We start from the raw sequence: 21391 nt of genomic DNA on the forward strand, positions 1-21391 counted from the left end.
CCCGACGTGTCTACTTTCCGGGGGTCAGGCCCGAAGTAGACGAAGCCTTTAGGATCCTCAGCACAATAGGTGGTGGGGAACAGGCTGATTTCATGAATACGTACGCTAGAGCGAGCGCTGTCGGTCTGGACGGAAATGCATACGTACCGGGTCAACCGTTGGGTTATTTTGCTGCCGTAATTCAGGACGGCCCTGTCGGAGTCGTGTTCCAGTGGGCAGAACCAAGTCTTGAACAAATTCCGCCACTCACCTTTGGCATTCAACCAAACTTCTTCATGCGAGATCGGGAAATGTTTCAAGGACCAATCCGTGAACTACTCAATACCTGGGACGACTACACGCGAGTCGCATTCCTTTACCGGGACCTTGAAAAGGTTCGGGCGGAGTTGGAGGAACTAACCGTGCAATTAAATGACCCAGTTCTCCAGCCTGTTGAAAAGCTCTCTGCCATGTACATGGCGCAGACCAAGCAGAAAAGGGGCTATGCGTTGCTCGCGGAGCTTCAGGAGATCTATGCCGAAGTTCTACGTCTAACGGGGCGTGATCACTAGCTTGACTACAACCATTCTGGCTCTGGAAGCTGAGGTTGCTTGAAATTGATTAGCACTTTGAGTTCCATCAGGAATTGACCATTTTCGCGTCCGGTGACAATACGGCCAATCCACTTGCCTTGTGGATAATAGCCGTCTCGCTTTGCCGTATCCAACGAATGCTCTAGGATCGCAAAAAGGACCAGATCAAGGTCTGTAACGATTCCGTTAGTTTTCGTTCAACCGCAGGCATCAGGGCCTACGCCTGAGCTCATCTGACGGCTCCGTGATTGGCTGGATCATCGGCATTCTCGTCGCCTTGGGCCTCGGCGGTGTTGCTGGGTTCATGGCTCAGAACCTCAACATTCCTGGTCTGACCTTCTAATCTCAGCCTTTGACACCAACCCGGTTCCGCCAACTCGACGGAGCGGGGGGGCGCTGATTCTGCTCCCATCCGGCATACTCGTTCCTGTCCCTACGACGCAGGAGCTTGTATGCCCGCACCTTTATTTACTTCCGATGGGTTCTGGATCATCGGAGCCGAGACCAAAGCTGCGATCCCACAATCCGAGTTCCCGCCCGACGTCGTGGCTATGATTGATCTGCTCACGGCTCGGCGGTACTGGCCTTACCTCCCTCACGCGGACCTTGACTTAATGGAGGCTCACCACCCAGGAGCCAAGGAACTAATCACTGACTTGAAGCGCGCTTTGCACAACGAGTGGGACATGCTCGGCGGCTGGACGGGACTGTGGGAATCTGCTCAGGCTCAGCGAATCGTTGAGCAAGTGACAGGTGAGGTCGAGGATAAGGAGCTGGCTTCTTTTTGCAGCGGCATTATCGAGGACCTGTTCCTATGGGTGATGAACGATGAACGGTCGGCGATGGAAGGCCGCAAGGTGCTCAAAGAGCATGGGGTACAAAGCCCCGAGGCCTTGTTGGCGTTCCCGTATGACCCAGCTGGGCTTGCTGGCGGGGAGCTGGAGTTGTGGCACTCGGAGCTGCGGCGTAACTATCTACACTGGCTGATTCAGAATGCCGTGGCAGCGGAGATGGAAGGGAATAAGTTACCTGCGTGGCAGGCGAGGGGGTTCGCGTCGGTAAGGGAGTGGCTCACTAGCCTTTAGTCAGATATGAATGGAACCTAACTGTTGAATTCACACGCAAGGCCCTAGACTCACGGCGAAAGAAGAGTGCGAGCATCTCGTGAAACGCCCTGACCTCGGTATGGCGTGCCTACCGAAGTTCGCAGACAGATGGGACGCGAACGGTGTATTGCCGACGAGTATTCGACAGGACGGAATCGGCTGTGTGTTGCAGTCTCTATTCACGTCGCGACATCATAAATCGCCGAAAGGAATTATTTCACGATCTATTCAAAGGGCCTGTTAAGCTGTAAGGAGACCAACGAAAGGAGGATCGCATATGGCGGAACCCCTGTTTGCTAATTTCGAACCAGTACAAGGACCTAGCCTTGAAGTTGTAATGAACACGCAGCAAGTTGCAGCGCTTATCAAAAATGGCTCGAAGAACGCTGAGAAACGATTGTTGCTTACCAAACTTATGTGGGCGGCTGATCGCTTTAGTCTTCGAAATTGTGGACGGTCAGTGAGCCAGACATCATATTCAGCAATGAAGTTAGGACCTGTCCCGTCGCGAATCCTCGACTTGATTAAGCCGGGGCATGGCTATCTATCTTCTATTGATTCCGACTACGTGAACAATATTTTCGCGCTGTCTGGGGCCAATTCTGAGGTAGTGCAGCTCATTAGCGATCCCGGCGAAGATTATCTGAGTGAGTTGAACAAAGAATTTATTCAGAAATCTGAGTCCGTCTTTCGCGGCTTTGATCCCTTTTTCCTTGCGAACCACGTCAGCCATAAATACCCCGAATGGAAAAAGCACGAGGCGGTCTTGGCACCTCTGGGTCGGAGAAAGTCTGTGGCAATGGATCAAATTGATTTCTTTGAGAACCCCGACGAAGATCACTATTTTACAATGGACGCTGATGTGCTCGCTGCAGCACGGCGTTCATATGTCGCAGACCAAGAATTGTTGGGTGGAAAGAGCTTGTTGGTTTAAGGACCATGCTCGATGATCAAGAGCTTATTCAGCTCATTCGAAATACGGTTGGACTTGGTACTGCCTTCTGGTTTAATCGCAACCCTCCTTTTGACTCAACTGTTTCACACACCTTCATCGTCATTGGCGCTCGCGATGACGGCACTTATTTGTGTGTGCATGGAACTTCTAAGGTGAGCTTCCATAGAGATAAGATTTTGGAAGATCATTCCCGCAACAAAAACGTTGATCAAACGTTCGTTGTCGTGAGACAAGGTAGTTCGGCACTGTTTTGGCAAGATACTCTCATCGATGGCAATAAGGTGTGGGCATTGAAAGCCGACGACATTGCTGAGGGCCTGACGGGGTTTCGAGAAGTTGATGCAGAGGTGGAGCTGATGCAGGCAATCGTGGCTGCAGTCAATAAGAGTAAAGCGCACTCACCGGCCATCAAGAAATGTGTCAGAGCTCAGTAACTTCGAATTCAGTGCTGGTAGTCATGTGGTCGTGGTGCAATCTCTGAAATTCTGTGGTGCAGGGGTATTAGCAGGCCAGGGGTTCAGACTGGTGAGGGAGTTTCGTGAAACCGCCAAAAATAAAAGGTGGCGAGCATGATGCTCGCCACCTTTTCGCTTTGGGCTAAAGACTAGACGATGAGGACCTCGGCGTTATTGCCGCCGGTGCAGCGAATGACCTCGTGCTCATCGGTTTGGCATGTCAGTGAATAGTTCTGTTGGGTAATGGGGCTGTTGACGGTGACCTGTCCGGGGATGAAGGACCGGAGGTCATCTTTAGAGCTTGGTGCCAAGGTCATCAAACGGCCTGCAGTGGAACGGGCGAAATCGCAACTGGTGTTCGCACCGGCCATGACGAAAGCGATGTTATAGCCATCGCCCATCTGGCACACAGTGGCGGGCGTGCCGTAAACGTTGACTGATGCGCCGTTGGCGTCGCCCTCGGGGAGTTGTTCGGAAAGGCTGTTATACGTGGCCGTTTGTGCCGTTTGAGAGGTTTGGCGTTGGCCTGCGGCTGGTTGGGCGGCTTGGGCTCCTTGTGCACTCTGGACCTGTGTGTCAGGTTGTTGAGCCTGGTCCGCAGGCTGATCGCTTGCGTTGTCCGGCAAGGTTGGTTCAGGGCCGTCGGGGGCTGCCTCGTCGACAGTGTTCGGAACGTGAAGCTCAGCGTCATCGTTAAGCGGCTGAAATGCCGGGTAAGTGTTCTCAAACGTTGGCTCACCCGATGCCACGTCCGTCCTCGACGGCGCTGCCATCTCGGATGACGTGGAGCATCCGACCGTAAGAACACCGGCGGTGATTATGGCTGCAAAAGCTGCGATGGGACGGTGGGCGCGCGTGGAAGTCATAAAGCCCACCCTAACGAGATGTGTGGCGATGCGCTGGGGAAAACGGGGAAAGCTGCCCAATCACAGTGACGTGCACTCAGATTGGGCAGCTCAATAAACAGAATCGGGGTAGCTCTTAGTGGCAATCCCAGTGGCCGTCATGTGCCGCGTGGCGGTGACCATCATGCAGGTAGTCCACGTGGTCGCCATGGGGAATAGCGACGTGCCCGCAACCCTCGCCGTGCTCGTGTTCGTGGGCATCGTGAACGGTGTGCTCGGATGCCTCGCACTCGTCCCAGTGGCCTTCATGCTCGCGATGAATGTGGCCGTCGTGTACGTAGTCGGTGTGATCGCCGTGCGGGAAGGCGACGTGGCCGCAGCCTTCGCCGTGGACGTGGGTGTGCTCGTCGTGGATGGTGTGGGTCATGGCTCCTCCTGGAGGTCGGGGATTTTCACTACATTTTCAGTAGCTGTCAATGTTAGTAAAGCGCGTTTCCAATACACTTTCAATAGCGGGGGTGGGTGGGGGTATCGCCGGAGCTGAACGCGGGGCGTGAAGGGAGAATTGGCCTAGCCCAGGCTAGAGTGGGGTGATGATGAAAAGGTCTCCGCAACTTCGCTTTTCCCGTGTCTTACCAGGCTTTGCATTCATGGCTGGCGCATGCTCGCTGGCCTTTGCTCTCGCCGCCCCCGCGACCGCTGCTGAGGGGGTGCCGGTTCGGCAAGGACAAAAGATCGCGGCTTCTGATGGCGCGTTGTGCACTGTTGGTTACGTCGAGGCTAATCGGGCGTGGACCTCGGCGCACTGTGGCTTAAATGGCGAACAAGTGTATAACGAAGCAGGCCAGCACCTAGGAACGTTGCGTTGGTTCACGCCCTCGGGGGCAGCGGGGCATGACTTGGCCTATATTCAATTCGCCGGCGGAACCTATTCGGCAGGCAACCCGCTCACCGGGGATGGCATGGCACCGGTGCCTGGTGAAGGCTCAACGGTGTGCTTCGACGGACAGGCCGCGTCGCGTCAGTGTGGCACCGCGGTGAAGGGGCCGGGTGTCTTTCCGGGCATGAACTATGCGGCCGATGTGTCGCTGGCGCCTGGGGATAGCGGTGGAGCAGTGTCCGTCCCAGGGCAGCCGGGCGTTGTGGGCATCTACCAGGGGATTACCCAGGCTAACCGGGACGGCCGGACAGTTACATTCTCAAATTATGCGCGCATGCCACATGCGGATGAACTAGCGCGCCTGCCACATCAGGGTTGGGTGCCGCGCCGCCCCAACCGGGAGCCAGGAAATCCAGTCCGGGTGGCCCAAGAAACAGGTGAGGCATTGTCCTCGACGAGTAGCGCGGGACCGGAAGGGCTGCGCGGCCTTGCGATGTATTTCGGTCTCGGTATTTAGGAACGCAGCCTCGAGGCTTTAGACTCCTCTGCGCTGCATTGCGCTGCGCTAAGTGGCCAGTTCTTAGCGGGTTGTCTTAGCGGTGGCCGTCGCGTGGCGTGCCATTGGAGAGTGCGGCACTTAAGCGGTTGGATGCGTTAACCAGGACATCTGCGAACTTTTCTGCCGGGGAAGGGCGGAAACGTTCGGCGGAACCGGAGACGGAAAGGACGGCGATGAAGTTTCCTGCGCCGTCGAAGACGGGGGCGGAAACGGAAGCGAGGTCTGACTCGCGCTCTTCGATGGATTCGGAGTAGCCGTTGGTGCGCGCGAGCTCGACATCGTGCTCACTAAAGATGGCATCGGGAACATGGACATCAGCAAAGGCGGCGAAGACGCGGGCGGCGGAACCGGAGGTGAGTGGAAGCTGGCGGCCTACGGGCACCACGTTGTGGAGTCCGATCTCCGGCTCACGCGTGGCGATGCACGTGCGCGTGGTGCCGGAGAGTTCGTAAAGCTGGACGGACTCACCGGTGGCGTCGAGAAGCTCCTCCATAATGGGGCCTGCGGTTTCGATTATGCGATCACGGTTGCCGGGTAGGGCCGGCCCAGCGCCCCACTTTCCATCGGGGGTGCGGGTGAGGATTCGGTGCGCCTCGAGCGCTGTGGCGAGACGGTGTGCCGTTGCCCGAGGCAGTCCGGTGGTCTCGCAAAGCTCGTTGAGCGTAGAAGGTTGATTGGTCGCGGCCATCATGATGGCTACTGCGCGATCCAATACCTTAATTCCTGATACTGCGCTATACTCTCCCATATAATGAAATCTACGTCCCATTAATTGAGATTTCAAGTGGAGAGGCACATGACTGAGAAACTGACACTCGCAGAGAAGGTATGGCGCGACCATGTCGTGCGTAAAGGTGAGAACGGTGAGCCCGATCTCCTTTATATTGACTTCCAGCTCTTGCATGAAGTTACCAGCCCGCAGGCTTTCGATGGTCTTCGCCTGGCCGGTCGTAGGATGCGCCACCCAGAGCTGCACCTGGCCACTGAGGACCATAACGTTCCGACCGTGGGTATTAAGTCCGGCAACCTTTTAGAAATCAAGGATGAGGTCTCCCGCACGCAGGTGTCCACGCTGCGCAAGAACTGTGAAGAGTTCGGCGTGCGCCTGCATTCGATGGGTGATGCGCAACAGGGCATCGTTCACACAGTGGGTCCTCAGCTGGGCATTACCCAGCCCGGCATGACCATCGTGTGCGGTGACTCGCACACGTCGACGCACGGCGCCTTCGGTTCTATTGCCATGGGCATCGGTACCTCTGAGGTGGAGCACGTCATGGCCACCCAGACACTTTCACTTAAGCCCTTTAAAACAATGGCCATCGAGGTCAGCGGTGAGCTGGCGGAGGACGTTTCCGCCAAGGATTTGATTTTGGCGATCATTGCCAAGATTGGCACCGGCGGCGGCCAAGGCCACATCATCGAGTACCGCGGTGAGGCCATTCGCAAGATGTCGATGGAAGCCCGCATGACCATCTGCAATATGTCCATCGAGGCCGGTGCTCGCGCCGGCATGGTGGCTCCGGATGAGACCACTTTTGAGTACGTCAAGGGCCGTGAGTTCGCACCCCAAGGAGAAGATTGGGACGCGGCCGTCGAGTACTGGAAGACGCTGCCGACTGACGACGGCGCCGAATTCGACACCGTCGTGGAGATCGACGGCTCCGCGCTGACGCCTTTCGTGACTTGGGGTACTAACCCGGGACAGGGCTTGCCATTGAGCGCTGCGGTGCCCGACCCAGAGGAGTGCGGCGACGACGGCGAAAAAGCCGCCGTCGAGAAGGCCTTGGCCTACATGGACCTGAAACCCGGCACGCCGCTGCGCGATATCCAGATCGACACGGTCTTCCTTGGATCGTGCACGAACGCGCGCATCGAGGATCTGCGCGCGGCCGCCGAAGTGGTCAAGGGGCGCAGCATCGCGGCTGATACCCGCATGATGGTGGTTCCGTCTTCGGCCGTGGTCAAGGCCCAGGCTGAGGAGGAAGGGCTGGACAAGATCTTCACCGACTTCGGCGCCGAGTGGCGCACCGCTGGCTGCTCGATGTGCTTGGGCATGAACCCGGACCAGCTGAAGCCGGGGGAGAGGTCGGCGTCGACAAGCAACCGCAACTTTGAGGGCCGTCAGGGCCCTGGTGGCCGCACCCACCTGGTGTCCCCGGCCGTCGCCGCGGCAACTGCCGTTCTGGGCCACCTGGCCGCACCAGCAGACATCGACGATTCCGCCGTCGCCGGCGTTTAAGGAAAGGAAAAAGACAATGGAGAAGTTTATTACTCACACGGGCGTCGGCGTTCCGCTGCGTGTCTCCAATGTGGACACCGACCAGATTATTCCCGCGCGTTACCTGAAATCCGTGAAGCGCACCGGCTTTGCCGACGGCCTGTTCTCCAATTGGCGCAGCGATAAGAACTTCGTGCTCAACCAAGAACCGTTTAAAGAGGGCTCCGTGCTCTTCGCAGGCCCGGACTTTGGTACCGGTTCTTCTCGTGAGCATGCTGTGTGGGCGCTTGCGGAATTCGGCTTCAAGGCGGTGTTCTCCTCGCGCTTCGCAGATATCTTCCGCGGCAACTCCGGTAAAGCAGGCTTGCTGACGGGACTCATGGAACAAGAAGATATTGAGCTCATCTGGAAGCAGTTGGAGGCCGGGGAGACCGAAACCACCGTCGACTTGGAGGCGCGCACGGTCACCGTGGGCGGCAATAGCTATACCTTCGATATCGATGACTACACCCGTTGGCGCCTTATGGAGGGGCTCGACGACATCGGCCTGACCTTGCGTAACGAGGACGATATCGATGCCTTTGAATCCAAGCGCCCGGGATTCAAACCGCGCGTCCTTGCGTCTTAGCGGAGGCGGCACCGGTGGGGTAGTATTCCCCGCCTCCTGTGGCGCGGTGCACATAGCGCCGTTAACATCCTCAGCATGACTAATCCTTTTGACGGCTTTAGCAGAGAGAACGGCAATCAATTCGGCGGCAGCACCGGGTACGGTGGCTACGACTATCACCAGCCCGGGAGCTACGGCTACCAGCAACCCAACGGCTACGGCTACCAGCAGACAGGAAGCTACGGGTACCACCAGCCCGGCGCAGTACCTGGCAACCCACCCGGCGGGGCAGGAGCGCCGCCCATTGACGCCATGGATATTCTGGGCCAGTCATTCAAGGGCTACTTAAAGCAACCGGTGCCAGGAATGCTGGCCATGCTGGTGCATCTCATTATCACGTTTGCTCTTCTTCTTGTGCCGGGAACCGTTGTAGGCGGTGTATTCGCAGTAATGGAAGGAAATGGCACGGACATCGAGCCTTTAGCGACTACCGTGGGGATCCCTCTCATGGTTGTCATGGGGCTAGCCGCCTTCGCTTATCTTTTCTGGCTGATGGCGAACCTCTTTAATGGCTCCCGGAAGATCGCTGATGGGGAGAAGGTCACCTTCCGCGACTACTTTAGGTTTGCCCAGCTGAATGGTTGCGCCGGCGTCTATGCTTGCTTCTTTATTTTGGCAATGCTCGGAACAATTGCGGGCGGCTTCCCCGGACTGATTCTCTTTGCGCTTCTGTGGCCAGCGCCTGTCATCAAGGCTGATGCCCCGGATAAGCCTCTCATGGAGTGCTTCCGGGAGGCTTTGAACTTGGTCATTGAGAACCTGGGTCAATCCCTGCTCTTTATTCTGGTCTGTTCCCTCATCACGAGCTTTGTCATATTTATCCCCATCGTCGGCTTCCTTGCCGCCTACCCGATCTGGGCTTTGGGGATGGTCCTTTTCACCCGCGCTATGCAGCGCCGCCCTGCTGTGCGGTGGGAATAGAACAGCAGGGCGGCGAAAGGTACCTGGTGAAGTGGCGATGTAGTGCTTATCGCACGGGCAGCGGGCTAGCTAGGTAGTCTGCGCCGGTAAGCTCACCGTCGTTGAAGGAGAGCACCCACACCGAAGCCTTCTTGAACTTGAGCTCGTCGATGGGAGTCGTGATGAACTTCGGCGCGAAGGATTCGATAATCCCCGGAATGGTTAGTCCCTGGCTCACGATGACGGGGACACCGCCACCGTCAACAACGCGCTGGAAGGCCGCGCGGGCGTCGTCAGGCGATTCGGTGAAAACATCATCGCCGAATGCTTTGTTCACAGCGATGTCCATGCCGAGCTCATCCGCCAACGGGGCAGCGGTGTGCTGGCAGCGCTGCGGCGGGGCGCTGTAAATGGCGGTCGGGTGAAAAGGCGTGAGCATCGGCACGAGCATCTCTGCTTGGCGGCGGCCTTTCTTGTCCAGCGGGCGCAGGTCATCATCGCCCTCCCAGGAGCGGCGCTGGTGAGCGCGTGCATGGCGCACATACAGCACACGCGTCGTCGGAGCCAGGCGTAGGCGCTTCTTAGCCTTCGCCAGCACCTGCGTATCAACGTCATAGGAGAGCAGCGTGCAGGCCTCGTCGATTGTCATCCAACGCAGCTCATCGGTCTCCGAATTCGTGGTGTATTCGCCGTCGAGTACACGTGCCAGCCAGTAGTAGACAACCTTCGTGCGTCCTTGAACGGGATAAGCCACCTTGCCAATGAGCTTGCCCAGGCGCACGGTGTAGCCGGTTTCCTCGAAGATCTCGCGCGCGGCGGTGACGGGAAGGGATTCGCCCGGATCGACCTTGCCCTTAGGCAGCGACCAATCGTCGTAGTGCGGGCGGTGGATGATAGCAACCTCCGGATCGTGTGGATCCCCACGCCAGAGAACCGCACCAGCGGCAAGCGTCGTCCGCTTGAACTCATCCGCCGGATCGACAGGGATCTCCTGGTGGCGACCAGAGATGAAGACCTCCGATCGGATATCTTTATCCGTCTCATGCATGTTCTTTGCCTTGGGCATGCTGCTCCTTTGTGCCTGTAGCTTGTGACCTTCTCCATCTTCCTCCACTCGCCGCCACGATGCAGCTTTACGCGCCGAACGTATTTCAATGCCGGGCGTGCTTTAATGGGAAAAGTCGATGCAGTGGAATTGATCGTGAGGTGGCACATGGCAAACGTGGCAGTAATGGGCGCGGGTTCGTGGGGAACCACGCTGGCGAAAGTCTTTGCTGACGCCGGCAATGACGTCCGCTTGTGGGCGCGCCGCGAGGAACTGGCAAACACCATCAACACGCGCCACGAAAACCCGGACTATCTCCCGGAGCTCTTACTGCCTGAGTCGATCCGGGCAACCACCGAACCCGCCGCTGCTCTGAAAACTGCAGACATCGTCATCTTCGGCGTTCCTTCCCAAACCCTTCGCGGAAACCTGGAGAAATGGGCGCCGCTCTTGCCGGAGGACGCTACCTTGGTCTCAATCTCGAAGGGCGTGGAGAAAGCTACGCTTAACTTGATGAGCGAGGTCATCGCGGACGCCGCCGGCGTATCCGTTGACCGCATTGCCGTGCTCTCAGGGCCCAACTTGGCCAAGGAGGTGGCTCAGGAGCAGCCGGCCGCTACGGTTATTGCCTGCAGCGATGCTGCCCGCGCGGAGGCCGTCCAGCACGCAGCTGCCGCTCCATATTTCCGCCCCTATACCAACACCGATGTTATCGGCGCAGAAATTGGTGGCGCCTGCAAGAACGTTATTGCTCTTGCGTGTGGTATGGCCGCTGGCAAGGGGTTGGGCAATAACACGATGGCGACCATTATCACGCGCGGGCTTGCTGAGATTACCCGCCTTGGTGTGAAACTGGGCGCGGATCCATTTACCTTCTCTGGTCTAGCTGGAATGGGTGACCTTGTGGCGACGTGCAGCTCGACGCTCTCGCGCAACCGTACCTTTGGCTACCGCCTTGGCCAGGGCGGGACTCTGGAGGAAGCTACCGCGGCTACCAACGGGCAGGTCGCGGAAGGCGTTATCTCTTCCGATTCCATTTTTAGGTTGGCGCAGCGCGCGGGCGTGGAGATGCCCATTACCCAGGCGGTCTATGGAGTGTGTCACCGTGGCGTGACTGTCGACGACATGATCGTCGCTCTGATGGGTCGTACCAAGAAAGCTGAGTAAAGCCGAGTAAAGTTGCTCGGTATGACTGAAGCGAAACCTGTGCGCGTAGCCGTTGTGTACGGCGGCCGCAGCTCCGAGCACTCGGTGTCATGCATTTCCGCCGGCGCGATCATGGAGCACCTAGATCCAGAAAAGTATGAGGTCGTGCCGATCGGTATCACGCGGGAAGGCACCTGGACCCAGGGCAACCGCGCGGGCCTTGCCATCGTCGATGGGCGCCTGCCTGAGGTGGAACTCCACGATGAGTTGGCGCTATCCCTCAACCCCGCAACACGCGGGCGCATCCACAATGTCACCCGCCACGAGCACTACACAGAGGTGGATGTCATCGTTCCAGTTCTCCATGGACCCTATGGGGAAGATGGCACGGTGCAGGGCCTTTTTGAGCTTTCCGGAATCCCCTACGTCGGCGCGGGCGTACTGGCCTCTGCGGTGGGTATGGACAAGGAGTTCACCAAGAAGCTCCTGGTGGCCGAAGGTCTTCCCGTCGCACCCCAAGAAGTGCTTAGCGGTGGAGATACGCTGAATGATGCTCAGAAAGAGCGCCTTGGTTTGCCTGTCTTCGTGAAGCCGGCGCGGGGCGGTTCCTCCATCGGTGTCTCCAAGGTTTCCGCGTGGGAAGATTTTGACGCGGCGCTGGCCCTGGCTTATGAGTCCGATGACAAGGTCCTAGTCGAGCCAGAGATCCGCGGAGACGAGGTTGAGGTGGGCGTCCTCGAGCACCCGGACGGAAGCCTGCAAGCCTCTGTTCCGGCCAAGCTTTTGGGGACCACCGAGTCGGAGGAAGGCTTTTATGACTTCGACGCCAAGTACATCGATGAGGGAGTGTCGGCGGCGATTCCTGCGCCGCTGAGCGCGGAGCTCATCGACGAGCTGCGTCAGCGCGCCATCGAGGCCTTCCGGGCGCTGGGCGCAACGGGGCTGTCGCGCGTGGATTTCTTCGTTAGCGAAGACTCTTATTGCATCAACGAGATCAATACCTTCCCTGGATTCACGCCGATTTCGATGTACCCGCAGGTCTTCGCCGCCGTGGGAGTGGGTTACGCCGAGCTGCTCGATACTCTCATCCAGACCGCTCTCGCGCGTTCCTAGTCCCTGAGCAGTGCGCGAAAGGAAGGTGGTGAAGAAAGAGGCCGCGACACCTACTGAGCGGGGGTGGCTTCAACGAGGGCGTCGCTAAGCCGCACCAGTGCCGAGTTCGCCGCTTCTTGCGGGGCAGACAGCGCGAGGTCCTCCGCGCGGCCGAGCGCGAACCACGTGCCGGCCGTGGTGCCTTCCGCCAGCGTGGTGTCCTCGAACCAAGGGACGTCGTTAACCTGCTGGAGCTGAACGCCCGCGCGGTAGTTCTCCGGAGCGGCGACACCGCAGCGCACGACTATTTCCTCATGGCCCGGCGCGCTGTAGACCCAGGTGTTCTTAGCGCCAGCATCCGTGCGGCGCGTATAGCCCTCCGCGAGTGAGTCTGGCAGAGCCTTGTCCAGCGCGGGGCACATGGAATCCGGACCTGCCTTGAGTTTGGATAGCGGTGCCGGATTGGGGTCTTGAGGCTTTTTATCTAGTTTGTTGAGGGCTTCTGTTAGCCCTTGCGGGGCGTCGGAATGTGCGTCGCCTGTAGACGTAGTCACGGCGACCGCAGGAGTGCGCTGGGTGCTGTACCACGTCGTGAGGTTCGAGCCGGGGGTGGCGTCAATGACCTGCAACCAGGATTCGCCGTCGGCCTCGATGGTCTGGGAATAATCCGTAAACTGCTGCGGCAGGTCAACGCCACAGCGCAGGGTTACTTTGTCCTCCGAGCTCTTCGTCCAGGCTGCGGCACCCGCCGGGGCTGGGTCGACGAGTTCGACCCGTGAGTATCCCATGAGCTTTTCCGGCAGAGAGTCGACGACAGCGGCGCATTCGGGGGAGTCCGCTGCTTCAGACGGAGTGGGAGGCAGCGCGACCGGCTGTTGCGCGGCGCTGGTGATGACGTACTTTGCCCCAAAAATCACCGCGAAGACCATCGCGATGGCAATCCCGAGTGAGATGTATATAGCGGTGCGGTTAAATTGGGTATCCATAGGGGCTTATCCTATCGCTGATAGCCCAAGAAGAACGAACGTTGAAGGCGTGCCAGAATGGTGCGCCATCTGCGCAAGGAAAAGGAGTCCGTGACGGTGGGTTTATCCCATACCCTCGACCAAGCCGGCGAACGGCACGTTATCCATGAAATCGTCACCGCAGCGCCGAGTGCACTCAACGGCGATGATGCCGCGGTGCTTTATCCGGCGGCGCCTAATTCGCGCACTGTGGCCTCGACGGACATGATGGTGGAGGGCCGGCATTTTCGGCGGGACTGGTCCACCGCCGCGGAAGTCGGTCACAAGGCCATCGTGCGCAACTTTGCCGATATTGAGGCAATGGGGGCTCGGCCCACTGCAGCGCTTCTGGCGATCGCCGCCCCGGGCGATACCCCGGTGGATTTCGTGCGTGGGATCGCGCAAGGCATTGCTGAGCGCTGCGCGGTGTACAACGCTGAGCTGGTCGGCGGTGATTTGACCCGCAGCGACAGCCTGGTCATCAACGTCACAGCGATGGGCTCTTTGGGCGGAAGCGGCGCACCGTTGACTCTGGATGGTGCGCGTGCGGGCCAGAAGCTAGTGGCGCACGGCAAGATTGGGTATTCCGGGGCGGGCTTGGCCCTCTTGCAACGTTATGGCCGCGCGCTGCCCCCGGAGCTGGACGAGCTCTGGCCGTTGATCGACGCCCACTGCGCGCCCACCCTCGCACCCGGGCGCGGCGTCATCGCTCGGGCAACCGGCTCGACCGCGATGACGGATAACTCGGATGGTCTCGTGCGCGATGTGGGGCACTTGGCTGAGCGCTCCGGGGTGCGCATCGATTTTGACCGCGGCGCCATTGCTCCCGATCCGCTTGTGGCCGCCGCCGGTGCGGTGCTCGGCATCGACCCTTGGGAGTGGGTCTTGGCGGGTGGGGAGGACCACACGCTGTTGGCTACGACGTTTAAGGCTGCCCCCTCCGGGTTCCGGGAAATTGGCCGAGTGATGCGCGGCACCGGCGTGACCATTGACGGAGAGGAACCTCGCTATAGCGAGGGCTGGGAGGGATTTGCGTGAGCCACATCGATACTTCTCACATCCACTATTCGTGGATGCCGCACATCAGGCAGGCCTTGGAGGACAACCTCCCACGCATCGAGCGTGAGATTGGGGCAGCGTTCTTGCCGCCGGCCGAGGACGTCTTTGCCGCCCTGTCGATGCCCCTCGAGGACGTGCGGGTGCTCATCGTGGGCCAGGATCCCTATCCCACACCGGGGCATGCCATGGGCTTGTCCTTTTCCACGCGGCCGGGTGTTCCGGCCCCGCGTTCGCTGAAGAATATCTACGCCGAGCTTGGCGCCGACCTCGGCATCCCCGGCCGCGCCGATGGTGACCTGCGGGCCTGGTTTGACCAGGGCGTGCTACTGCTCAACCGGGTACTCACCGTGGCCCCGGGCCAGGCGGGCTCGCACCGCCGGCTCGGGTGGGAGGCGATTACCGAGGCAGCCATTAGGGCGCTGGCAGGGCGCGATATCGTGGCCATCCTGTGGGGCCGCGACGCCCAGTCCTGCCAGGCCTTCCTACCGGGCACGGACTGCATTATTTCCCCGCATCCCTCGCCGCTGTCAGCGCGGCGTGGCTTCTTCGGCTCGCGCCCTTTCTCCCGCGCAAACGCGGCCTTAGAGGCCCGTGGCGTCCCCGCGGTGGACTGGCGCTTGTAAACTAGCCACCATGTCATATCCCGCCGAGTTGGATGCTCGTGGCTTGCACGAGTGGGCCGCACGAACCGTGGAGGAGCTGCAGCGCCGCCGCGCTGAAATCAATGCCCTCAACGTTTTCCCGGTGCCCGATTCGGACACGGGATCCAACATGGCGCACACCATGGAGTCCGCCTTGGCGGAGGCCGATAAGGGTGAGGCGGACGTCGCCGAAGCATTGGCCATCGGCTCGGTGCGCGGTGCCCGCGGCAACTCGGGGATGGTGCTCTCGCAGGTGCTGCGTGGCGTTGCCGATGCCACAACGGACTCGCGCGTGGATGGCGCGGTCCTCGCTGATGCTTTGACGCTGGCTGTCACGTTGGTCGACCGCGCGCTTGCCGCCCCAGTAGAAGGCACCATCATCACCGTTTTGCGCGCTGCAGCGGCCGCTGCCAGTGAGGCCGCCGGGCAGCCCGGTGCCCAGCTGCACGGCATCCTGGTTGCGGCGTTAGACGCCGCACGGCAGGCCTTGGCGCAGACTCCGTCGCAACTGCCCGCGCTGCGCGAGGCGGGTGTCGTGGATGCCGGCGGTACCGGCTTCGTGATTCTGCTGGAGTGCCTGCTTGCACAGGTCACCGGTGAAGAACCCGCCAACCAGCCGTTGAGCGTTTCGGCGCCAGAGAAACCTGAGGAGCTTGCAGAGATCGAAGCCGTCTTCTTCTTTGAGGGAAACCTCGCTGAGGTTGAACAAGCCTTGGCCTCGCTGGGCAATAGCCTCGTCATCGCGCGGGCGACGGACACCTCTGGCAGCGTTCACATCCATAGTCCGGAGGCCGGCACGGTGATCGAAACGGCCTACGGCCTGGGAAAGGTCAGCAACCTGCGGCTCGAAGCGCTGCCGCCCGCAGAGGCGGGGGCGTGCGCCACGAAGCACAGCGAGGGCGAGAGCCCACAGCGGCGCATTTTTGCTGCGGTGCCCGAAGGGGCCGCGCGGGAGCTATTTGAGAAGGCTGGGGCGCGAGCAATTGGGCCCGGCGAGGATCTAGAGAACGCTGCGGTAGGCGATCTTTTCCTGCCCAACGGGTGCGGTGGGGATCCAGGCAGGGCGACAGTCATACCGACTGGCTCCATCGTGGCCGGGCTCGCCGCGCTATCGGTGTATTCGCCCAACCCCTCTCGTTCGGCCGAAGTAGTGGCCGCTATGTCCGATGCCGCGCGTTCCATGCGGGTGGCTCATCCGGAAACAGAAAGCCTCGACGGCATCATCGCGGCATGCCGCACCCAGTTGGCCTATGGGGGCGAACAAATCACTGTGTTGTCCGGCTGTGACATCAATGCCGAAGAGTTGACGCAAATGCTTGGCGTCGACGTCGTTGTGCTTCGAGTTCCCGGATTGCGCACGGAGATCGGGGTGGAGTAGACCATGCTGGGATGGCAAGACGATCGGGCGCTGACGGAAGTACTGGCAAAGAAGGATGCCGCGGCGTTCAAGCGTGCCTTCGGCTACACCACGTGCGGGGAGCTGCTTAGCCATTATCCGCGTGACTATATCCGCCACAACAAGGACGTGGGCCTCGGCGGTGCCGAGGACGGAGATCACGTCACCATCACCGGCGTCATCGAGGAGGCCCGCGTCAAGCACACCTCTAAAGCCATGGTGTTTATCCTCTACATGGATAACGGAGTCCAAGCCTCCTTCTTTAACGCGCACTACGTCCAGCGCGTGCTGGGCCGAGGTATGCGCGTCATGCTCTCCGGCAAGCTGAAGTACTTTCGCGGATATCCCAGCCTGCAGCACCCCGACTTTCTCATCCTTGATCCCGGCCGCTATCAGGAGTCCCTACTGGATAGCGCAACCGGGCAGGGGACAGGCTCACTCAAGAAGCTCTCCCAGTTCGGTTCACTAGACACCTTCTTGCAACGTGAATGGATCCCCGTCTACCCGGCCAGCGGGAAGGTGACGTCGTGGTACATCATGGGTGCCATCCACAAGGTGCTCGAACACACCCCGCCTATTCCGGAGCCGCTGGACTATCGGATGATGGTGACGCTCGATCAGGCAGTGCGCGAAATCCACGAGCCGGGAGATAGCGGGCCGGAACGCGCCATCCAGCGCCTGAAATACAACGAGGCCTTGTCGATCGGGTTGGTCATGGCCCTCCGTCAGCGTGACGTCAAGGCGCGCACGGCAACCCCAATGCCGGCCATTCTGGAGGGCTACCGCGATGAGCTGCTTTCTGAGCTGCCCTTTGCGCTAACCGACGGCCAACGCCGCGTCATCGCCGAAATCGATGCTGATCTCTGCGGCACCGCGCCCATGATGCGACTGCTGCAAGGCGAGGTGGGTTCGGGAAAAACGCTCGTTGCCACGTGCGCCATGCTGCAAGCGGTAGACGCCGGCAAGCAGGCCGCGCTCTTGGCACCGACGGAGGTGCTGGCGGCGCAGCATGGGGCGTCGATAAGCGCCAGCGTTCCGGATGGTGTCACCGTAACGGTCTTGACGGGGTCGATGAAGACGGCGGAGAAGCGCAAGGCTCTGCTGGAGATTGTTTCTGGTGAGGCCGATATCGTCATCGGCACCCACGCCATCATCCAGGACAGCGTGGAGTTTTTCGATCTTGGCCTGGTCATCGTGGATGAGCAACACCGCTTCGGCGTGGAGCAGCGCGATAGTCTACGCACCAAGACGCGTGAGGGCATCAGCCCGCACGTACTGGTGATGACAGCAACCCCCATTCCGCGCACCATTGCCATGACCGTCTTCGGTGACCTGGCAGTCTCGACGCTCAAGGAGCTGCCCGGTGGGCGCAAACCCATCCTCTCGGCGGTGGTGCCTGAATGGAAACCGGAATGGGTGCGCCGCGCCATCGAGCGCATTCGCGAAGAGGTGAGCAAAGGCCACCAGGCCTATATCGTCTGCCCGCGAATTGAAGGCGAGGGCGGGGTGGAAACCATGTCTGTGCAATTGCGCAACCTGCCTTTTCGCGGGCTTCGAGTGGAGATGCTCCACGGCAAGATGCCGGATAAGGATGAGGTGATGGAGCGATTCGCCCGCGGGGAGATTGACGTCCTCGTGGCCACCACGGTCATCGAGGTCGGCGTCGATGTGCCCAACGCCACCGTCATGCTCATCCGTGAATCGGAGAATTTTGGAGTTTCGCAGTTGCATCAGCTGCGCGGGCGCGTGGGCCGCGGGGGAAACGAATCCGTGTGTTTGCTGCATACGCTGGCCGAGCCAGACAGCAAGTCCTTTCGGCGCATCAAAGCCATTGCGGATACGCCGTCCGGCTTTGACCTTGCCGAATTGGATCTCACGCAACGCCACGAAGGCGACATCTTAGGAACACTCCAATCCGGCACGAAGCGCACGCTCAAACTGCTCGACCTTGTTTATGACAGGGACATCATCGAGCGCACGCATGCCGATGCCGCCGCATTGGTTGAGCGCAATCCTGACCTGGCGGAGCAGTTGACGCACAATCTGAGCGCCGATGAGCAGGGATTTTTGGAGAAGAACTAGGGGAGTCTCCGCGGCTGGGACAGGGGAGATAGGGTAGAAGCCATGACCAGAATCATCGCCGGGGAGGCCCGCGGGCGCACCATCAAGGTGCCCGAAGCCGGGACGAGGCCCACGTCCGACCGTGCCCGTGAGGGACTTTTCTCATCTCTGAACGTGCGTTGGGGTTTCATTGATTCCCGCGTGCTGGATCTGTTTGCGGGCTCAGGTGCGCTGGGTCTGGAGGCGGCCAGCCGCGGTGCCGAAGAAGTCGTCCTCGTGGAGAACAACGCCGCGGCCGTAAAAGTCATCCGCCACAACATTGGGGAGGTCAAGCACCCGCGCGTCGAGGTACGAGAAATGAATGCCTCCTCCTACCTGGCCACCGCACCGCGCGGCTATTTCGACATGGTGCTCGCGGATCCGCCGTATAGCTTCGATGACGTCGACGGACTTCTCGCGGCGATCGAGCCGGTGCTGGATGATGCCGCGATTGTTGTCATCGAGCGCCATGTAGATTCCCCACAGACACAATGGCCGGAAGGTTTCGAGCCCACCGGTCAGAAGCTCAAGAAGCGGACCTTCGGTATCGCGCGTTTTGATATGGCGATTTATCACCGCGACGCGGAGACCTCGGACACCAATCACACCGACAACCAGGAGGACTAGCCATGCCGACCCACGCCGTATGCCCCGGCTCTTTCGATCCCATCACGCTAGGGCACGTTGACGTGTTTAACCGTGCGAGCGAGCTCTTTGACAAGGTCACGGTGCTGGTGACGGGCAACCCAGACAAGCCTTCCGGGTTGTTCAGCGTGGAGGAGCGCGTGGATTTGATTCGCCGTACCGTCGCCCCGGAAATCGAGGTGGACTGGTGGGGCGGTCTGCTCGTGGACTACACCAGCGCGCATGGCATAGACACGATTGTGAAGGGCCTTCGCTCCTCCTTGGACTATGAATACGAGCTGCCCATGGCGCAGATGAACCGGCGCCTTTCCGGAATCGATACGGTCTTCTTGCTAACAGATGAGAAGTACGGCTACATTTCCTCCTCGCTGTGCAAGCAGGTGGCACACTACGGAGGCGACGTCACGGGTATGTTCCCGGAGCATGTGGCTGCTGCTGTCATGGAACGGTACCGAGGCTAAGGGGACATGTCTGTACTGGCAATACCGCTCGTTGTTCTCTTCACAGTTCTAGCTGGCTCCTGCCTGCAACGAGTATCCGGCATGGGCCTTGGCCTCATTGGTGGACCAATCCTGACCCTCTTCCTCGGCCCGGTGGAAGGCATCATGGTCATCAATGTTTTGGCCTGCCTTAACGCTGTTCTCACGACCTATTCGATGCGTGAGAATGTGGATTGGGGAAAGTGGCTGCGCATCGGCCCCTTCATGATCCTCGGCTCGATCCCGGCAGCCCTGCTCATCGCGCGTACTGATACCGCAGCATTGTTGGTACTCGTTGGCGCGGCCTTGTTGATCGCGTTGGGTGTGGTGGTCTTCGGGCGAAAGTTCGTCCCGGAGATGCGCGGTACGGGCCCAGCCATTTCCGCGGGCATCTTGGGTGGGTTCACCAACACGCTTGCGGGCGTGGCCGGCCCGGTCATCACTGTGTATGCGCAGGCTGCGCGGTGGCCCAAGGAGGTCCTCGCGCCAACCCTACAGCCCTGCTTCTTCATTGGCGGCCTGTCGTCGGTGTTGACCAAATTCTTCTTGGGATCCGGCGGTTTTGAGGGCTTGCACTGGCTGGTGTGGCCCTGCGGCGTCGTTGGCATGTGCATTGGCATCTTCCTAGGTAAGAAGATTGCAGGACGGGTCTCACGGGACAAGGCGCATAAGCTCTCGCTATCGCTGGCAAGCTTGGGGGCGCTCAGCGCATTGCTGCGAGGCTTGTTCACTCTGGGTGCTTAGACAGCGCCTGGGTAGGGTGGGACCCATGGCGAAATTCAAGATTGAGGACGCACTGTCCCTGCGCGCTGGCAAGAATTTTCAGATTGATTCGGTCGATGCTTCGGCAACCCCCGGTTTTGACGGCGATAAGGAGGAGCTCGCCGCTCGCTTCTCCAAGTACGATGATGAGCTGTATGAATTCCAAGAGCGGCTTTTTGCCAATGGTCGCAGCTATGGTGAGGACGCCCCAGCGGTGCTCATTGTCTTGCAGGGCATGGATACCTCGGGCAAGGGCGGGGCTATCCGCCACGTGTTGAACACCTTTGACCCTCAGGGAACCACGACCGTGAGCTTTGGTAAGCCCACCGAGGAGGAATTAGAACACGACTTCTTGTGGCGCATCCGCAAGCATGACCCACAGCCGGGGCAAATCGTGGCCTTTGATCGCTCGCACTACGAAGATGTCCTCATCCAACGCGTACACGAGTGGGTCGATGAAGAAGAAGTGGACCGACGCATCGAAGCCATCCGCGACTATGAGCTGGATCTGACGGCGAAGGGCGTCAAAGTCATCAAGGTTTTCTTGCATCTGTCCAAGGACGCGCAGAAGAAGAACCTACTGGAGCGCACGGAACGGGAGGACAAGTTCTGGAAATATGACCCTTCCGATGTGGAAGAGCGGGCCTATTGGGATGACTACATGGCGGCCTATCAGGATGCCATTCGGCGCACAGATGAAAACTACGCACCCTGGTACGTCATCCCCACCGATAATAAAAAGTATGCCCGGATGGCGCTGAAGTTCCTCATCGTGGATCTCCTACGCCACCTGGACCTGGAATGGCCAGCGCCCGACTTTGATCCGGAAGTAGAGCGCCAGCGCATTAAGGACGCCGACTAAGAG

At 59.7% G+C, this 21391-nt stretch carries 23 protein-coding genes; 18 read left to right on the forward strand and 5 right to left on the reverse strand.

The window, feature by feature from the left end:
- The 4 genes from HMPREF2912_RS00565 to HMPREF2912_RS00580 all read left to right on the forward strand — a co-directional run.
- The coding region (locus HMPREF2912_RS00565; protein WP_210396353.1) for a hypothetical protein at positions 1–551 on the forward strand (551 nt) is incomplete at its 5' end.
- Positions 552–1024: 473 nt separating this feature from the next.
- A complete protein-coding gene (locus tag HMPREF2912_RS00570; protein ID WP_070682987.1) occupies positions 1025–1657 on the forward strand; it encodes a hypothetical protein in 633 nt (210 codons plus the stop codon).
- Positions 1658–1955: 298 nt separating this feature from the next.
- Positions 1956–2612 carry a Panacea domain-containing protein gene (locus tag HMPREF2912_RS00575; RefSeq protein ID WP_070682989.1) on the forward strand — a complete coding sequence of 219 codons (657 nt, stop codon included), beginning with the start codon at positions 1956–1958 and terminating at the stop codon, positions 2610–2612.
- A gap of 5 nt (positions 2613–2617) precedes the next feature.
- Positions 2618–3067, forward strand: coding sequence for a hypothetical protein (locus HMPREF2912_RS00580; protein ID WP_070682990.1), 450 nt, complete (start codon positions 2618–2620; stop codon positions 3065–3067).
- A gap of 170 nt (positions 3068–3237) precedes the next feature.
- Here the strand turns inward: HMPREF2912_RS00580 and HMPREF2912_RS00585 are convergent, their stop codons facing one another.
- Positions 3238–3954, reverse strand: a complete 717-nt coding sequence (locus HMPREF2912_RS00585) for a hypothetical protein (RefSeq protein ID WP_246816442.1) — start codon at positions 3952–3954, stop codon at positions 3238–3240.
- 115 nt (positions 3955–4069) lie between these two features.
- A complete protein-coding gene (locus HMPREF2912_RS12470; RefSeq protein WP_070708426.1) occupies positions 4070–4360 on the reverse strand; it encodes a hypothetical protein in 291 nt (96 codons plus the stop codon).
- A 223-nt stretch (positions 4361–4583) separates the two neighbouring features.
- Here HMPREF2912_RS12470 and HMPREF2912_RS00595 point away from each other — a divergent pair, with 223 nt between their 5' ends.
- Entirely contained in the window at positions 4584–5330 is a 747-nt protein-coding gene (locus HMPREF2912_RS00595; protein ID WP_246816443.1) for a S1 family peptidase, read from the forward strand.
- A gap of 76 nt (positions 5331–5406) precedes the next feature.
- Here the strand turns inward: HMPREF2912_RS00595 and HMPREF2912_RS00600 are convergent, their stop codons facing one another.
- Entirely contained in the window at positions 5407–6120 is a 714-nt protein-coding gene (locus HMPREF2912_RS00600; protein WP_070682993.1) for an IclR family transcriptional regulator, read from the reverse strand.
- 48 nt (positions 6121–6168) lie between these two features.
- Between HMPREF2912_RS00600 and leuC the strand changes: the two genes are divergently transcribed.
- The 3 genes from leuC to HMPREF2912_RS00615 all read left to right on the forward strand — a co-directional run bounded on the left by leuC (position 6169) and on the right by HMPREF2912_RS00615 (position 9178).
- On the forward strand, positions 6169–7611 hold the full coding sequence (leuC, locus tag HMPREF2912_RS00605) for a 3-isopropylmalate dehydratase large subunit (protein WP_070682995.1): 1443 nt from the start codon (positions 6169–6171) through the stop codon (positions 7609–7611).
- Positions 7612–7627: 16 nt separating this feature from the next.
- A complete protein-coding gene (gene leuD, locus HMPREF2912_RS00610; RefSeq protein WP_070682996.1) occupies positions 7628–8218 on the forward strand; it encodes a 3-isopropylmalate dehydratase small subunit in 591 nt (196 codons plus the stop codon).
- 75 nt (positions 8219–8293) lie between these two features.
- A complete protein-coding gene (locus tag HMPREF2912_RS00615; RefSeq protein ID WP_070682998.1) occupies positions 8294–9178 on the forward strand; it encodes a sulfur globule family protein in 885 nt (294 codons plus the stop codon).
- A 46-nt stretch (positions 9179–9224) separates the two neighbouring features.
- Here HMPREF2912_RS00615 and HMPREF2912_RS00620 read toward each other — a convergent pair whose 3' ends face one another.
- Positions 9225–10223 (reverse strand): NUDIX hydrolase, encoded by a 999-nt coding sequence (locus HMPREF2912_RS00620; protein ID WP_070683000.1) that lies wholly within the window; start codon positions 10221–10223, stop codon positions 9225–9227.
- Positions 10224–10370: 147 nt separating this feature from the next.
- Here HMPREF2912_RS00620 and HMPREF2912_RS00625 point away from each other — a divergent pair, with 147 nt between their 5' ends.
- Both HMPREF2912_RS00625 and HMPREF2912_RS00630 read left to right on the forward strand, forming a co-directional pair.
- The gene (locus tag HMPREF2912_RS00625) at positions 10371–11369 is read left to right on the forward strand and encodes an NAD(P)H-dependent glycerol-3-phosphate dehydrogenase (RefSeq protein ID WP_070623537.1); all 999 of its coding nucleotides are present in this window, start codon (positions 10371–10373) and stop codon (positions 11367–11369) included.
- Between the two features lie 21 nt (positions 11370–11390).
- Positions 11391–12461 carry a D-alanine--D-alanine ligase family protein gene (locus tag HMPREF2912_RS00630; protein ID WP_070524372.1) on the forward strand — a complete coding sequence of 357 codons (1071 nt, stop codon included), beginning with the start codon at positions 11391–11393 and terminating at the stop codon, positions 12459–12461.
- Positions 12462–12511: 50 nt separating this feature from the next.
- Here HMPREF2912_RS00630 and HMPREF2912_RS00635 read toward each other — a convergent pair whose 3' ends face one another.
- A complete protein-coding gene (locus HMPREF2912_RS00635) occupies positions 12512–13426 on the reverse strand; it encodes a DUF3515 domain-containing protein (RefSeq protein WP_070524370.1) in 915 nt (304 codons plus the stop codon).
- Positions 13427–13483: 57 nt separating this feature from the next.
- Here HMPREF2912_RS00635 and HMPREF2912_RS00640 point away from each other — a divergent pair, with 57 nt between their 5' ends.
- The 8 genes from HMPREF2912_RS00640 to HMPREF2912_RS00675 are packed head-to-tail and all read left to right on the forward strand — an operon-like array spanning position 13484 to position 21388.
- Complete coding sequence (locus tag HMPREF2912_RS00640) at positions 13484–14482, forward strand: thiamine-phosphate kinase (RefSeq protein WP_070524368.1); 999 nt, start codon at positions 13484–13486, stop codon at positions 14480–14482.
- A gap of 35 nt (positions 14483–14517) precedes the next feature.
- Positions 14518–15126, forward strand: coding sequence for a uracil-DNA glycosylase (locus HMPREF2912_RS00645; protein ID WP_209167807.1), 609 nt, complete (start codon positions 14518–14520; stop codon positions 15124–15126).
- A 10-nt stretch (positions 15127–15136) separates the two neighbouring features.
- Complete coding sequence (locus tag HMPREF2912_RS00650) at positions 15137–16522, forward strand: DAK2 domain-containing protein (protein WP_070683002.1); 1386 nt, start codon at positions 15137–15139, stop codon at positions 16520–16522.
- Between the two features lie 3 nt (positions 16523–16525).
- Positions 16526–18622 carry an ATP-dependent DNA helicase RecG gene (locus HMPREF2912_RS00655; RefSeq protein ID WP_070532991.1) on the forward strand — a complete coding sequence of 699 codons (2097 nt, stop codon included), beginning with the start codon at positions 16526–16528 and terminating at the stop codon, positions 18620–18622.
- Positions 18623–18664: 42 nt separating this feature from the next.
- Positions 18665–19267 carry a 16S rRNA (guanine(966)-N(2))-methyltransferase RsmD gene (gene rsmD, locus HMPREF2912_RS00660; RefSeq protein WP_070683004.1) on the forward strand — a complete coding sequence of 201 codons (603 nt, stop codon included), beginning with the start codon at positions 18665–18667 and terminating at the stop codon, positions 19265–19267.
- Between the two features lie 2 nt (positions 19268–19269).
- Positions 19270–19746, forward strand: coding sequence for a pantetheine-phosphate adenylyltransferase (coaD, locus tag HMPREF2912_RS00665; RefSeq protein ID WP_070596563.1), 477 nt, complete (start codon positions 19270–19272; stop codon positions 19744–19746).
- 6 nt (positions 19747–19752) lie between these two features.
- Positions 19753–20508, forward strand: coding sequence for a sulfite exporter TauE/SafE family protein (locus tag HMPREF2912_RS00670; protein WP_070596564.1), 756 nt, complete (start codon positions 19753–19755; stop codon positions 20506–20508).
- 25 nt (positions 20509–20533) lie between these two features.
- Positions 20534–21388: a PPK2 family polyphosphate kinase gene (locus HMPREF2912_RS00675; RefSeq protein WP_070564382.1), complete on the forward strand. Its 855-nt coding sequence runs from the start codon at positions 20534–20536 to the stop codon at positions 21386–21388.
- Positions 21389–21391: the final 3 nt, after the last annotated feature.

Origin of the sequence: Corynebacterium sp. HMSC056E09, assembly GCF_001813425.1 — a bacterium.
Taxonomy (GTDB): Bacteria; Actinomycetota; Actinomycetes; order Mycobacteriales; family Mycobacteriaceae; genus Corynebacterium; species Corynebacterium hesseae.